At 58.1% G+C, this 15,405-nt stretch carries 12 protein-coding genes; 4 read left to right on the top strand and 8 right to left on the bottom strand.

Going from position 1 to position 15,405, the window contains the following annotated elements; translation table 11 throughout:
• Window positions 1-43 precede the first annotated feature (43 nt).
• Entirely contained in the window at window positions 44-1,741 is a 1,698-nt protein-coding gene (locus tag FNL37_RS02245) for an APC family permease (RefSeq protein ID WP_013443170.1), read from the bottom strand.
• Window positions 1,742-2,055: 314 nt separating this feature from the next.
• Between FNL37_RS02245 and FNL37_RS02240 the strand changes: the two genes are divergently transcribed.
• A complete protein-coding gene (locus tag FNL37_RS02240; protein WP_159354985.1) occupies window positions 2,056-3,132 on the top strand; it encodes a DMT family transporter in 1,077 nt (358 codons plus the stop codon).
• Complete coding sequence (locus FNL37_RS02235; protein ID WP_013443172.1) at window positions 3,129-3,458, top strand: hypothetical protein; 330 nt, start codon at window positions 3,129-3,131, stop codon at window positions 3,456-3,458. Before FNL37_RS02240 ends, FNL37_RS02235 begins: the two co-directional genes overlap by 4 nt.
• A gap of 138 nt (window positions 3,459-3,596) precedes the next feature.
• Here the strand turns inward: FNL37_RS02235 and narL are convergent, their stop codons facing one another.
• Together narL and FNL37_RS02225 are read right to left on the bottom strand one after the other, a co-directional pair.
• The gene (gene narL, locus FNL37_RS02230) at window positions 3,597-4,250 is read right to left on the bottom strand and encodes a two-component system response regulator NarL (protein WP_159356140.1); all 654 of its coding nucleotides are present in this window, start codon (window positions 4,248-4,250) and stop codon (window positions 3,597-3,599) included.
• Window positions 4,251-4,310: 60 nt separating this feature from the next.
• Window positions 4,311-6,137: a histidine kinase gene (locus FNL37_RS02225; protein ID WP_159354984.1), complete on the bottom strand. Its 1,827-nt coding sequence runs from the start codon at window positions 6,135-6,137 to the stop codon at window positions 4,311-4,313.
• Window positions 6,138-6,184: 47 nt separating this feature from the next.
• Here FNL37_RS02225 and FNL37_RS02220 point away from each other — a divergent pair, with 47 nt between their 5' ends.
• Entirely contained in the window at window positions 6,185-7,585 is a 1,401-nt protein-coding gene (locus tag FNL37_RS02220; RefSeq protein ID WP_015830965.1) for a PAS domain-containing protein, read from the top strand.
• 55 nt (window positions 7,586-7,640) lie between these two features.
• Here FNL37_RS02220 and FNL37_RS02215 read toward each other — a convergent pair whose 3' ends face one another.
• From FNL37_RS02215 to FNL37_RS02195, 5 genes are all read right to left on the bottom strand, one after another.
• A complete protein-coding gene (locus FNL37_RS02215; protein ID WP_013443176.1) occupies window positions 7,641-8,441 on the bottom strand; it encodes a TorF family putative porin in 801 nt (266 codons plus the stop codon).
• Window positions 8,442-8,511: 70 nt separating this feature from the next.
• Entirely contained in the window at window positions 8,512-9,552 is a 1,041-nt protein-coding gene (locus FNL37_RS02210; protein WP_159354983.1) for a heme-dependent oxidative N-demethylase family protein, read from the bottom strand.
• An 11-nt stretch (window positions 9,553-9,563) separates the two neighbouring features.
• Window positions 9,564-10,517, bottom strand: coding sequence for a PDR/VanB family oxidoreductase (locus FNL37_RS02205; RefSeq protein WP_015830968.1), 954 nt, complete (start codon window positions 10,515-10,517; stop codon window positions 9,564-9,566).
• Entirely contained in the window at window positions 10,514-11,113 is a 600-nt protein-coding gene (locus tag FNL37_RS02200) for a dimethylamine monooxygenase subunit DmmA family protein (protein WP_159354982.1), read from the bottom strand. Before FNL37_RS02200 ends, FNL37_RS02205 begins: the two co-directional genes overlap by 4 nt.
• 53 nt (window positions 11,114-11,166) lie before the next feature.
• Window positions 11,167-12,282, bottom strand: a complete 1,116-nt coding sequence (locus FNL37_RS02195; RefSeq protein ID WP_159354981.1) for an aminomethyl transferase family protein — start codon at window positions 12,280-12,282, stop codon at window positions 11,167-11,169.
• A gap of 342 nt (window positions 12,283-12,624) precedes the next feature.
• Between FNL37_RS02195 and FNL37_RS02190 the strand changes: the two genes are divergently transcribed.
• Window positions 12,625-15,396, top strand: a complete 2,772-nt coding sequence (locus tag FNL37_RS02190) for an EAL domain-containing protein (RefSeq protein ID WP_244948182.1) — start codon at window positions 12,625-12,627, stop codon at window positions 15,394-15,396.
• Window positions 15,397-15,405 lie beyond the last annotated feature (9 nt).

Here is a 15,405-nt window from a genome sequence, read left to right as displayed (position 1 = left end):
CCGCCTTGCGGCGACCCGTCTCATGCCCGGCTAGCGCGGAATACTAACCGAGATGATGGAACACATAGACCACCACCACACCCGCCACCAGCGCGACGTAGGGCAGGATACCGGCACGGCTGGAGACACCGGCTTCATCGGCAATATGCATGTCTTCAAGCATGGCCTTGGGGAACTGGCCTTTGTCTTGCACATAGTGACGGTAGATGAAGACCGGGATGATCAGCGCGCCGAAGATCAGGCCTGTCATCAGGGTACCTTCGCCCCAGATATCGGCACCAAAGCCCATCAGTGCCAGGTTGACGAAGCTCAGCACGCCACCGGCTGCCAGCAGAATGGTCGGCGCCTTGTAAGGGCGCATCCAGTTGGGGCGGTCCAGGCGATGTATCCAGCCAGAGTTAAGGTTGAGGAAGTTGAAGATGATGTAGCCGACATTCGATGCGGCCAGCACGAACACATAGTCGGACAGCAGGAGCAGCAGCAGGTTGAAGCAGAGGTCGGTCCACATGGCAGGGGTAGGCGCGCCGTGCTCATTCACCTTGGACAGGTACTTGGGCAACCAGCCATCCACCGATGCCTGATACAGCGTGCGGGAAGAACCGGCCATGGAGGTCATGATGGAAAGCAGCAGTGCCAGCACCAGCATGATGACCATGACATTACCGATGATCTTGCCGCCGCCAGCCATGTCGGACAAGGCACTGGCAACGCCCATGCCGCTGTAGATTTCTGGGGCCAGCATGCCGCTGTAAACCGCAGGGGTGACGGTAGTGCCTGCAGCGTCAACCACGGCAGGCGTCACCAGTTGACCCAGGCCCAGGTGCGCCTGGAAGGCAATCGGTACCAGGGTAAACACGGCAATACACAGCAAGCCGGAGTAGAAAATAGCCTTGAAGGTATCGGTCTTGGGGTTCTTGAACTCCCGGGTATAGCAGACAGAGGTTTCGAAACCATAGGTGGACCAGGCGGCAATAAAGAGACCACCGGCCATCAGTTTCCAGCCCTCGATGCCCCACACGCCATCGACCACATTACCTGCAGCGTCATAGCTCAGTGGTGCCATGGGGAAGAAATTCACCTGAGGTACATCGCCAGTGAGGATAGGGATGAGGCCAATCAGCATCAGGGGGATCAGCGCGGTAATGCCCAGGATCATGGTGACGCGGGCGGAACGCAGAATGCCGCCATGCTGCACGGCAAATACCGACATCAGCACGGCAGCGCCGAGGATGAAGGTGGCGTTGATGCGCAAGGCGAGGTCTGTCTTGATGAAGCTCAGATCAAGCAGCGTAATCTGCCAGGTATTGATCACCGCATCCGGCGCAAACAGCGCACTCAGGATATAGCCCGCCGCGAGGCCGGAGCCAATCGCCAGCACGGGTGACCAGGCAAACCAGTTACACCAGACTGACACGGGGGCGATGAATTTGCTGTAACGCACCCAGGCCACGGCGCCATAAACGGAAGCGCCGCCGGATTTGTGTGGAAACAGGCCGGCAATTTCGGCATAGGTAAAGGCCTGGATAAAACCGAAGGCAATGGAGATCATCCATACCATCCAGGAAGGTTTGCCAACGGTGGCGGCAATGGCGCCTATGGAAAAAAGCACCAGTGCGGGTACACCGCTGGCAACCCAGAACGCACCCTGCCAGCCGATCTTGCGGTGCAGGGTAGAGTTCTGGGCGACGACATCGCCGGATAAATCGGCGCCTATCGCGTCTACGGGCGGATTACTGTTCAATTTAATTCCCCTTATCGAAAAGTCATGCAGTCAGCAGGCCCACGGGCAGCACGCACGATGCTGGCATGTCCTGCATTGGGCACCATTGAATACCCGCCGCCCCCGCCTCACAATTCTCACTACGGATTACTACCTAAGAAGTAGCAAGAAAATGGTGCGGTACGCGGGATCTGAAGCAGGTTCCGGTCCAACTTGGGGCATCTGCGCAGCATGCGTCTCAACTGGCGGCGGCCTACTCCCTCAGGAGTATGGAAAGACGCCCTGCCCGGCCATTACCATCTCCTGCAAATACTGCTTATTAAGGAATCCGCCTCATGCACGCCCCGCCCTATGCCGCCAGACTGCAAGCCACGCTGCAACGCCATTACAGCCGCAACCAGCGCTGGGGATTCATGTGGGCCTTGTGGACGGCGATACTTTGGGGCGCGTGGTATGTGCCAGGCACGGCGCTGTGGTATGAAGCGCCGTATGTCGATATCCCGCAGGATCAGCAATCATTGCGGCTGGCCGCCACCGCAGTGATGACCTGGGTGCACGCGCTGGCGGTGTTTGTGTTTTTGCTGCTGTGGAATGGTGTGCTGGGCAAGGTGGGGGATTACGCCCGCACCATGGTGCGCTTTCGGCGTATCTCGAAATGGTATGCGCTGGCGTCGCTCTGTGGCGGGCCGATGGCGATCTTCGGCTCCTATATGGCCATGGGCTATGTGGGGCCGGTATTTGCCGCGGTTACTTCGCTGTTTTACCCAGTGATAGGCGCCGTGGTGGCGCGCCTGTGGTACCGCGAAAAAATCTCCACGCGTGCCGCGCTGGGCATGCTGATCATCATGATGGGTGGCCTGGTGATTTATGGCCCTGGCCTGTTTGGCGAGGTGGGTGGCGATAACAGCCACGCCTGGCTGGGCTATCTAGGCGGCATCATGTCTGCACTGGGATGGGGCATGGAAGGTGCCGTGGCAGCGCGCGCCATGGATGTGACCGACCCGGACGTGGGCATTCATTGCCGCTTCAGTTTCGAGATCCTTTTCTGGGGCATATTGATCCTGCCGGCACTGGCGCTGTTCACCAGCCTGCCGATAGGTGAGCTACTGCTCACTACCGTGCAAAACCCCAAGGCCATGGTGTGGATAGTGTTGGCCTCGGCCTGCCATGCTTATTGCTACACCGCGTTTTACAAGAGCTTCAGTCTGATCGGCGTGGGCCGCGGCGAAGCCATAGGCAACCTCTACGCGGTATTTGCCCTGCTGTTTATTGCGGCCTTTACCCTGCAGATGCCACCGTGGTATTTCCTGGTCGGGCTCATCCTCACCGTGGCGGGCAGCTTTGTCATGTTTGGCGAATCGGCTGAAGACGTGGCCCAGTTACGCGACAACCCAGCGGGAGAACACGCATGAAACTGCACATAAAAGGATTTTTGCTGACACGGCTGCATCAGCTGGGTGGCATGCGCGATCAGGCGCTGATCGAACTGACCCTGAACGCCTACAGTCTGCGGGGACGTTATGCGATCAACAGCTTGCATGTGGCGCTGGATGAGTTATCCGCCGCTGGCCTGGTGGTGCGCAATGAACCGCAACTCATCACCGAAACCGTAGGGGATATTCTGCCGCGCGAGGCCTTGTCGTTTTATTACCAGCTGACACCGTTTGGACTCACCCGCATGGAAGACACTGGTTTGTTAAGCAAGGATGGCACTGCCATGGAGGAGTACTGCGCATGAACAGTTTCTGGGGATATGCCGGGGCCGATGTGCTGGCCGTCATCATCATCGGTCTGGCTAGTCTCATCTGCCTGATTTCTGCCCGGCTGTTTGTCAGCCGCCGCTAGGCCAGGCAAGGCCAGCCAGCAGAGCAGGTGCTTACTTTTTACGATGGGCCCATACGGCAGCTTCGAGCCGGCTGGTGAGCTTGAGCTTGCTCAGCAGATGCTTGATATGCACTTTGACCGTGGTATCGGAAATGCCCAGCTTGCGCGCGATGGTCTTGTTGTTGAGGCCATCGGCCAGACACTGCAGGATTTCCTGCTCGCGGTCGGTCAGCGCCACGTCATCATCCGCCTTGCGCGTGCGCGGTTCCAGCAAAGCCTGCTTCAGCACTTCGGTCAGGCTATCCTGTATCACCGTCATGCCGGAAATCACTTTTTTCAGGCTGGCACAGAGGTCTTCCGGCTCCATGTCCTTCAGCAGATAGCCATCCGCCCCGGCGCGCAGGGCTTCCAGCAGATCATCCTCCGCATCCGACACCGTCAGCACCACAAAGCGCGCCTGCAAACTGCTTTCGGTTTTGAAGCGGCGCAGGGTTTCAATGCCATTCAGGCCCTTCATGTTGAGGTCGATCAGCACCACATCGGGCTGCAGAGGTGGAGCCAGCAACAAGCCTTCGCTCCCGGAAGCGGCCTCGCCCACCACCCGGAATGCCGGGTCGGCTTCTATCATCTGGCCGACGCCCTTGCGAAACAGCGCATGGTCATCAATCAGGAACACCTTGGTCGGAGTGGCGCCGCCGGATGTCAGCTCAGAAGTCGGGTTACTGGAGGTCGGGTTACTGGGGATGCTCAAGGTCGTACTCTCCTGTCATTGTGCCAATTGCGGCGTAAATACCAATCTTACCCGCGTGCCGCCAGTGCGGCGACGCAAAACTGCCAGCTCGCCTCCCAGGCTGTAAGCACGCTCCTGCATGATGCTGTGGCCGTAATGCCCAGGCTCGCCGGGCTTGCTGGCATAACCGATGCCGTCATCATCAATGGTGACGATGACCGAGCCATTGCTCTGATACACCAGCGCCACCGTCACCGTGCTGGCGCCGGAGTGACGCACGATATTCGACAGCGCCTCGCGGATCACATGCAGGATATGGAATTCCTCATTCACCGTCAGGCGGCAATTCACCAGCCGGTTATCCAGCGCAATCGAGAGATTGGAGCGCTGCATGAATTCATCAATCGCCGACTGAATGGCGAAGCGCAGCCCGCGCACATCCATGTGCACGCGGAAAGTCGACAGCAACTCGCGCAACTCGCGGTAGGCATTATCCAGCCCCTGGCGCAACTCGTTCACGATGCCGCGCAAGTCGGCATGCTGGGTCTGCGGATGACTTTGCAGACGGAAAATCTGGATTTTCATGAACGACAGCGACTGTGCCAGCGAATCATGCAGCTCGCGGGCAATGGCGGCGCGTTCATCCAGCAGCGCAGCACGACGGCCTTCCTGCTCGCGGTTCTGCGTGCCCATCACCATGGACAGCAATTGCGCGGTCATTTCCACCAGCTCGATGTCGGTTTCATCAAACACATGGGTAGCCTCGGCTTCTACCGTCAGCATGCCCAGCGTTTCCCATGGGCTGGTAAAGGCGGCCACCACGCCACTCGCGCCTTCCTGCCCGTCGCTGGCTGGCAGCTGATAACTGGCAGCCTGGCTGGTACTCAGCTCGGCAAGCAGGCCGGGAGGTATGGCGCGTGGCAGATGCTGCGAAAACAGTGTGCGCTCTACTGTCTCCCCGCCCGATTTTTCAGCAAACAGCAGGGCAACATTCTGCACATCCAGTGCGCTTTCCAGCATGTACAGCACCTTGCGCAACAGTGCCTCGCTGAGGTCGGGCGTGTTGATCATGCCCACCAGCTGGTGCAAAAACCCCTGCGCACGCAACACGCGCCGCAAGCGCTCACTGCGGGTCTGGTTGAACCACTCGCTCTCGGCGCGGAAGCCTTCCAGACGGGCTGCGATGCGGTAAATGGTCTGCTCCAGCCGGGCAAATTCATCGGCATAAGGCTGGTCATCTTCCAGCTGAAATTCCTCGGGCAGCAATCGCGTCAGGTGGCCGATACGGTCAATCAACAGATGCTTGGCTTTAAGCGCCAGCGCAAACAGGCAGCTCACCAGCAGCAAACCACTCACCAGCTGCAACAGCCCGATGACGGATTGCTTGACCTCCACATCGCGCTGCAACTCCTCGGCCACGCTATCGTAATCGCGCAACACCTGGTCGACCGCCTGCAGCCAGCCCGCGCTATGTTCCGGTTGCGGGTAGTGGGCGACGAGATTGGCGGTGTCGGCTTCCAGCCGCGAAATGACGGGTGGCAGGCGCGAGCCCAGTTGCTGCCTGAACCACGAAAATTCAATGACACCGGCATCCGGATTCAGCCCATGCGCGGGCAGCCGGCTGCCTGTCGGACGCGCCGTCACCTCCGCCCGCAGTGCCTGCCAATGGAATTTTTGCGCGTAGAGCTGGCGCATGGCAGACTGATTGCCGGGAATGTAATCCAGCAGAAAAAGGGAGCCCACCTGCATCATGATGATGAGCAGCAGCACGCAAAACAGCAGCACCACCAGTCGCAGGTAAAGCGTATGACGCAGCAAGGCCTTGATACCGGCCAACTGGTAAAGATTTTTCAACCAGCGCATATCAGGACAAGGGCTCCCCTAACCCCCAAAGATCACAGGACACAAGCATGAGCATATACGTATTCAGCACCCTGATCCTCAGTATCATCTTTCTCTTCGTGTTCAACACCTGGTGGGCGGGCACCGCACCCTTCAAAATGCACCTGGCGGGCATGGTGATCATTGCCACCACCGCCTTTTCGGCGCTCCTGATGCTGGCGGTATACCCGCTGTTACGCCACCGCCCGCTCCTGCGCAATACCACCCCGGGCTTTGACCGCCGTGCCTGGGGCATCAATGTCTCTTCATTGCTGGCCACACCGGCTGCCGTGATTGAAGGTTACACCGTCATCTTTGCCAACAATGCCTTTCTTGCCGAGCTGGGCATGCAGGGCATCTCGGACCAGATTCTGGGCATGCCGCTGACCAATGTCATCCACCCCGGCGATCACCAGACCCTGGCGGCCCTGCTGGCATCGCCCGAGCATGATAAAAAATCCACGCAACGGCTACGCCTGTTATGCCTTGATGGCTCGATACTGCCGGTACACATCTCGGCCTCGCCCATCAGCGAAGCACCGGATAACGAGCAGCTGTTGCTGCAGTTTTCAGCCGTGTCCGCACATGACACCCCGGGCGCCAGCTTTCGCGAGCAGTTTCCTTATCATCTGCTGGTCAACCAGATCGAGCAAGTCGTGTTCCAGGTCGACACTGCGCAGAACATTCTTTTCCTCAATCCCTCATGGCAGGGCCTGCTCGATTTCAACGTGGAGGATTGCCTGCAAAAACCGCTGCTGAGCTTTATCCACCCCGAAGACAAACCGCTGGTGGAAGCCCGACTGCATTCGCTGATTCAGGGCAAGCGCAGCCGCTGCCTGCTGGAAGCGCGCGTCATCAGCAAAAACGGCGATTCGCACTGGGTAGAGCTGCGCGCGCGCAACACTTCCTCGGTCAAGGGCGAGCGTTCCAGTGTCGTCGGCACGCTCACCGACATCAGCCATAGCAAGCAGGCCGAAGCCAGCCTGCGCACCAACCGCCGCTCGCTCAGCATGCTGATCAACAATGCGCCCTGCATGATCTATCGCTGCAAGAACGACAGAAACTGGAGCTTTGAATTCGTCAGCGATGGCTGCGCCGAAGTCACGGGTTACGAAGCGCACGAGATGATCAACAACCTCAGCTTCTCCTATGTGGAAATCATTCACCCGGAAGACCGCGAAACAGCCTGGCAGCATGTGCAGGAAAAAATCGCCATGCAGGATAAATTCCAGCTGGTGTATCGCATCATCACCCGCGCAGGCCACATCAAATGGGTGTGGGAACAGGGCAAGGGCGTCTACTCCAGTGCGGGCGAGTTGCTGGCGCTGGAAGGCTTTATTGCCCACATCAGCGATGACGATGCACCCACAGGCCTGATTGCCGATATTCAGCAGCTGATCCAGTCCCAGCCTATTCCCGGCGGCCAATAAAAGAGGGCGTTTTGCAACGCCCTCTTTCTAGCCATCCAATCTCAGTCCAAACAGATTAGAACGTGCGCTTGATAAACAGCACCAGGTGATCATCACCCGTCTTACGGCCTTTGGCATCTACCCACAGATCGCCATCGGCATTGGTACCGGTGTAGTTGAAGCCGGCATTCCAGCCTTCACTCTTGCCAACTGAGAAGTCCTTGTTGAGGCCAATCAGGTAATCGCTGTAGCTCAGGTCACCGTAGTTTTCCACGCGCTGATGACCGGCGTGCGCCACCAGATTAATATCCTGCACGGGCAGCTTGTAGTTGAAATTCAGCTCAATGTAATCCGTACCCTTGGTATCGCCATGGCCCAGCGTGCCGCCGATGGACTTGGTGTTGTAGCCAAAGAAATCGGTCACGGCACGCGAGTACTTGAGGGTGAACCACTTGTAGCCCAGCGCGCCGTTCAGCTCGGTGGTGTTGGCAGACTGCCCTGCAATCTTTTCATTGTCAGGATAGTAGAACTGCAGGAAACCGACATTCAGGCTGAGGTCAGGCGTGAACTGGTGCAGATAGCCGCCGTAGATATCGACTTCGAGCGTATTGCCGTAGAGCGCATTCTTGTCGACATTGGTGCCCCATACGCCCAGGTAAAGACCGCTGGAATGGGCATAGTCAAAACCGCCTTGCACGGCAGGGCGCTCGTTGGTGTAGGTGATGCCACGAAACACATACTGACCGAAGAAACCGATATTGGTGGTCAGGGTGTGGGGTGAGGCTTCGGCGGCGGCTTCATCCGCAGCAAACGCCGGCAGGTTGAAAAGACTGCAGGCCACAAGACCGGCCACACTCAGACGCTTTACATGGTTCATTACGTTCCCCTTATGATAAAGATAGATGCAAATGGAATTGCCCGGTAACCACGGTGCCATGGCTTAAGCCTTATTCAGGCTGGGTGCCAGTGCCGATATCGGCGCCGTCGTCGAATCTGGAAAGCCAGGCCACCACGGCCTGCTGGTATTTGGTGATGCCCTTGTACTCCACCAGGTCGGGGTGAAGATCGCGCAGCACACGGTGAAAGCGCTTGGCCCAGCGTGGGTAGGTCGCCATTTCCTGCATGCTGATCAGGTAACAGCGGATGCTGAAGACAATCGCATTGCTACGTGGCATGCGGAACAGGGTTTGCAGCTCCACACGCAAATGTGCGAGTTCGCCTGCATTCTGTTCGGTGACCTTGTTGCGGTCGCCGCCCCACAGCGGGTAGTTTTCCGGCGAAGTATCCAGGCGCGGATTGATGGTCATGGTCCAGTTGAGGCGGCGTACCGGATTGGCCTGCTGCAGGCTCATCAGGAATTTCAGCGCACGGTCCATCACGCCCAGCTTGGTGACTTGCGGCACCGGGCCATGCCACTCATGCCACGACATGCCGACATTGAATGCCAGCGACCAGTCCGCCTGGCTGGTGACAATGCCCGCATCGGCAAACAGCGTGTCTTCACGCTGATCCAGCAGCACAAAGTCGCCCTGCACCTGGCGGCCCATGTATTCAAACGGGCCCATGGGCAGAGTGGCGACATCGCCAAATACAAAGGATTGTTCCAGCCCCAGCGGACGATTGACCCAGGTCCAGGCCTTGCCGTTTTTGCTCAGGCTGAATTGCTCGGGATAATCGCGCGCCAGGCTTTCCATGGTGAATTCCAGAAAATCCCACTCGGCATCCATCATGTGTGGCAGGGAGGCACAGCGGCCGGGATCCTGCTCCAGGGTAATCGCCTTGTCGCGGCACTCGGCCACGTAGTGCTCGTCCACATCCAGCGTGAATTCGGTCACCGCGCCCTTGGGGCCGGGCGTGTGCGGCTCGATGTTGACCGAATACATATACTGGTCTTCGGGAAACGGGAAGGGAAAACGGCGTATGGCTTCCGGCGAATTGCGGAAGGTATAGTCGTCGCGAAAGGTTTCCTGCTTGAAAGCGAGGCTCATGGGAGCATTCCTCAAAGGTTGAGTTCCAGATAACCGCATTTGGCCCGTGACACACAGGGCATGATCTTGCGGCCGCTAGCCTTGTCGGCGTCGCTCAGGTAGTGATCGTGATGTTGCAGTTCACCGTCGGTGCCCAGCACTTCCAGCTCGCAGCGGCCACAGGCGCCACCGCGGCATAGCGAAGGTGCATCCACACCAGCGGCCTCCAGGGCCTCCAGCATGCTCATGTCGCCCTGCACGGTAATTTCCAGCTCGGACTTGCTGAGTTTGAGCGTGAAGGGCTCGCCCACCGGCGGAGCGAGGAACTGTTCGCTATGAATGTGGTGCTCGGGCCAGCCGAGTGCACGGGCAGTCGACACCAGCGCTTCGACCATGCCTTGCGGGCCGCAGGCATACACATGGGTACCCAGCGGCTGGGCGCGCAACAGGGCGTCAAAATCCATGCGCTGGCCCAGGCTTTCGTCATAGCACACCGCGCGCTGGCTGACGCGCCCCTTGAGAGCATCGGCAAACGCGGCATGCTCGCGCGAGCGAAAACCATAGTGCAGGCTGTAATCGCCGCCCAGACGCTCCAGATCATGAATCTGCGCCATGAAGGGCGTGATGCCAATGCCCCCGGCTATCAGCAGGTGATGCTTGGCTACGCGCGACAAGGCAAACAGATTGACCGGATAGCTGATGTCGAGCACGCTGCCGACCTTCACTTCTTCGTGCATATAGATGGAGCCACCACGCGACTGTGGCTGGCGATGCACGGCAATTTCGTAATGCGCGCGGTCTTCCGGCGAACTCAGCAGCGAATAGGCATTGCGATAGGTGCGGCCGGGCGCCGGCATGGTGACCACAATATGGCTGCCGCCAGAAAAGGCTGGCAGTTCGCCGCCATGGGCATCCACCAGCGTGAAGTGACGCACGCCAGCGCTGACGTCCTGAATGGACGCCACTTTGACCTGTAACTGACTCATGGATAAATCTCCTCGATCTGGGGCACTTCGCCGGGGTTTTCGGCATCCACCATCAGCCCCATATAGGCGCCCATGCGCCGCGAAAAGTGGTCGCGCACAAACAGCTTGCGGCCGCAGCCGGAGCAGGTGGCGATGTTGCTGGTGACCTCATGCGTGAGCGACTTGCAATGCACGCAATACACCGAGCGCGCCAGTGAGCCGGTCAGCTCTTTCATGACGTCCTGATTGAGAATGCCGAAGTCGGCGGCGGCATCCGTCACATCCCACATGAATTTCTCAGTGCCTGCGGTGTAAATGCGCAGGCCCATGCGGGCGGTGGCAAGATAATCTGCCCAGGCAGCCAGCAGCTCGGCTGTCGTCTCAAACACCCGCAGATCCGCATCCACTGCGGCCTGCAAGGCAGGCAGGTAATCCTTGTCGGCACCCGCCGGGCTGTAAAACACCGTGATCGGCTGCTCAGGCAAAGCCTGTTGAAAGAGCTTGAGCACAGCCAGCCCGCCGTCGCCCGCTGCCAGCACGGCGTGCGCCGTGGCTTTATCGTTCCAGAGCAGCGCCGTGTAGACCGGCTTGCTGCGTATCCAGTAACCGCGTTCCATCTTGAATGTCCTCTTAAACTGCTGAACCTGATCCTGCTGAGTTAGCTGCTGACTCAGACGCCTTCGGGATGCGTGCGCAAACGCAAGGGGTCGTAAAACGGCGTAGGCGCGATATAGGCCTTGCTGACGCCGCTGCTGTTGTGCACTTCCAGCGTAGTGCCGATGGCCGAGAGCTCGGGCTTCACATGTGCCATCGCCAGCGAGAGCATGAGGTAGCGGCTGTAACTGGCGCTGGTGATGACGCCGATTTCCTTGCCATCCTTGAACAGCTTGGCGCCGGCTTCCATCGCCGATGCGCTGCGGCAGATGAGGCCAACATGGCGCACGCGCTCGCGGCCCTTGAGCTTGAGGACGGCCGCCTTGCCGATGTAATCGCCCTTCTTGTCGAGGTCCACGCCCCAGCCCATATTGACCTCCCATGGCGTGGTATCGCCTTCGGGCATTTCAAACGGGAAGAACAGCAGGGCAGCTTCAATACGGGTCAGCTCCAGCGAATTCCATGAGGTGGGAATGGCACCGAAAGGCGCGCCGACTTCCAGAATCTTGTCCCACAGGAAAACGGCATCGGCGGCGGTACAGTAAACCTCGTAGCCACGCTCCCCAGAGTAGCCACCGCGGGCAATCACGATATTTTTGCCAAACAGCACGGTTGGCACATGGCGGAAGTAAGGCAGCCCTGCCAGATCAAAGCTCAGATGCGGTGCCAGGATGTCCAGCGACAACGGGCCCTGCAGGGAGAGAATATGCACATCCAGATCAGGCTCCACCTTGACGTTTTTACCTGCGGATAACAGCTTCAGTTGTTCCGGCGTTTTGCCACTGCCATGCGAGAGACGGAAATCCGTAGCGGAATCGCGGATGACCATGATGTCATCGCACAAGGCGCCAGTTTCATCGACCTCGGCGGCCAGCAAGGAACAGCCGGGCTCCAGTTTGGTGATATCGCGGGCCACCAGCTGGTCGATCACGGCTTCGGCATCCGGACCGCTGACCTTGACGATATTCAGTGCCGATACATCATACAAACCTGCCTTGCTGCGCACCGCCACCACTTCGTCATGCACGCTGGTGTTATAGCTCCACGGAATCGGCATGTCGTTCCAGGTGTCGCCATCGAGCTTGGAGCCGAGTGCGCGATGCCGTTCATTCAGGATGGAATTTCTTGCCATGTGGATGTCCCCTTTTAAATTTGATGCGGTGTTGAACTTGGCATCACGATAGCCAAATCACCTGGGGACCAAAATTCTCTTGAAGGCGTACTACCAAAGAAGTACGAATAAGAAATCTAAGCTTTTAGATGTAAAACCTTAAACAAGCCAATGAAAACACTTTAATTCTTCGCATTAATTCTATATATTCGCGATTAGTATGCGCGAATATCGGTCTGGCTTAGTTGCCCTGTTCGCGTCCAGAGTAATCATGACAAATCGATGGGTTTTGCCGCGCCAATGAAATTCCGAACGTCAGCGTTGGATATAACTACAAGGCTCTTCTGGTGCACAAAACTGGTAGTGCTAATCTGCCTTTTTACGCCGCCTGCCTTTGCAGAGGCCTCCAAAGTCAACCTGCAGCTCAAATGGCATCATCAGTTCCAGTTCGCAGGCTATTACGCCGCCCAGGCCAAGGGGTTTTACAAAGACGCCGGGCTGGATGTGAATATCATCGAAGGCGGCCCCGGCAAACCAGCCCTTGATGCCGTACTGAACGGCTCCGTGCAATACGGCATCAGCGATGCCGATGTGCTAATGGCCCACATGCATGGCAAGCCCGTGGTCGCCATGGCCGCCATCTTCCAGCATTCGCCGTTTATCATCATCAGCCGTGAAGACAGCAATATTCACCGCCTGGCCGACCTCATGGGCAAATCGGTCATGATGAAACATGACCTCAGTGCCGTGCAGTTTGATGCCATGATGCTGAAAGCCGGGCTGGACCCCACCAGCGTGCGCTTCGTCACCCACACCGGGCAGCTGGATGACCTGATCAATCGCAAGGTGGATGCCATGGCGGCATATGCCACCAATGAGCCCTACCGTTTGCGCGCTCGTGGCGTCGAGCCGGCCATCATCAGCACCATTGATTACGACGTGGATTTTTACGGCGATACCCTCTTCACCTCACGCAGGGAAATCGAGACGCACCCGGAGCGTGCAGATGCGTTCCTGAAAGCCACGCTCAGGGGTTGGCGTTATGCCTTCGACAACCCGGAAGAAATCGCCAACCTCATCCTGCAACTGCCGGGCGTCAAACAAAGTGGTGCCACCCAGGAATCGCTGCTGGCCGAGGCCAAGAGCATGCGCCCGCTGGTGATGCCGGATATCGTGGACATGGGCCACATGAATACCGATCGCTGGAGCCATATCGCCCAATTGCTGGTGCGATTGAAACTGGCTCCGGATAGCTACGAGCCTCGCAAGTTCATCTATCACTACGCCACCACCCCCAATACGCTCAATACGCGGTGGATTGCCTTTGGCGTAGCCGCCACCTTGCTCTGCGTGATGCTGGTGATTTTGTGGAACGTGCAGATGCGGCGCCAGGTACGCATGCGCACCGAGGCCTTGCATGCCGAAATTGCCAGACGCGAGCAAACTGAAGCCTATCTCAAAATATCCAGCCGCATGGCGCGCGTGGGCAGCTGGGTGCTGAGCCTGCCAGAAAAAACCCTGTACTGGTCTGAAGAGGTGCTCGACATACACGAGTGTCCACCCGAGTTTGCCCCGACGCTGGATAGCGCGCTAGCGTTTTATCCCGAAGAATGGCGCAGCCGGATTGTGCAGGCGCTGGAAGAATGCCTGCAAAAGGGCGACAGTTTTGATGAAGAGCTGCCCATTCTCACCTGCAAGGACAAGCTGCTGTGGATACGCATCATTGGCCAGGCCGTGTATGACCTGCATGGCAACATCACCCGCCTCGAGGGCGCGATTCAGGACATCAGTGCCCAGAAGGTGGCAGAAAGCCGCATTCAGCATCTGGCGTTTTATGATTCCCTGACCAGCCTGCCCAATCGCCAGCTGTTCATAGACCGGCTGGAACATACCCTCGCCTATTCGGCACGTACCAGCAAATCCGGCGCCGTATTGTTCATTGACCTGGACAACTTCAAAACCCTGAACGACACCATGGGCCATGACCTGGGTGACATGCTGCTGCAACAGGTAGCCATGCGCATTGCCGGTTGCCTGCGCGAAAGCGATACCGTGGCGCGCTTTGGCGGTGACGAGTTTGTCGTGCTGCTGCATGAGCTGAGCGGCAATCATCAGGAAGCCGCCGCCCAGGCGCGCCTAGTCAGCGAAAAAATACTGATCAGCTTTGCCCACCCATTCCAGTTCAGCGGCTATGAGCATCACACCAGCGCCAGCATAGGCGTCACCCTGTTTGACCAGCAGCCGACCACGGTGGATGAAATCCTCAAGCGCGCTGATCTGGCGATGTATCAGTCCAAGGCGGCGGGTCGCAATGTCATCCGCTTTTTTGATCCGGAAATGCAGGCGCTGATTGCCGACCGCGTCGAGATGGAAGAAGACTTGCGCAATGGCCTGCGCAATGACGAGTTCTTCTTGTGCTATCAACCCCAGGTGGATAACCAGGGCCGCCTGCTGGGCGCTGAAGCGCTACTGCGCTGGCGCAATCCCAAGCGCGGCATGATCCCGCCCAGCACCTTTATTCCGCTGGCAGAAGATAGCGGGCTGATTGTGAGCGTGGGCAACTGGGTCATGTATGCCGCGTGCAAGCAGCTGGTACTGTGGGCACAACAACCGCTCACCTCCAGCCTGACCCTTGCAGTGAATGTCAGCGCCAAACAGCTGCGCCAGATGGATTTTGTCGATCAGATTGTGGAAGTGCTGAATGTCACCGGCGCCAACCCCAAACGCCTCAAGCTGGAACTGACCGAAAGCCTGATGGTGAACAATATTGAAGACGTGATCGCCAAGATGACCGAGCTTAAAAACATCGGCGTCGGCTTCTCGATTGACGACTTCGGCATCGGCTACTCATCGCTGTCCTACCTCAAGCTGCTGCCACTGGATCAGCTGAAGATTGACCAGTCTTTTGTACGCGATGTGCTGACTGACCCCAACGATGCCGTAATTGCGCGCACGATTATTGCGCTGGGCAAGAGCCTGAATCTGCAGGTGATTGCGGAAGGCGTGGAAACGCTGAGCCAGCGCGAGTTTCTGGATAATTACGGCTGCGATGCCTATCAGGGGTATCTGTTCAGCAAGCCTGTTCCCGCCGATGAGTTTGAGCGGGATGTGGTGCAAACCTTCGAGCACTTTTAGCCAGCGCCT

It is taken from the genome of Methylovorus glucosotrophus (genome assembly GCF_009858335.1).
Classification (GTDB): domain Bacteria; phylum Pseudomonadota; class Gammaproteobacteria; order Burkholderiales; family Methylophilaceae; genus Methylovorus; species Methylovorus glucosotrophus.
This window is presented reverse-complemented; position numbering and strand designations above follow the sequence as displayed.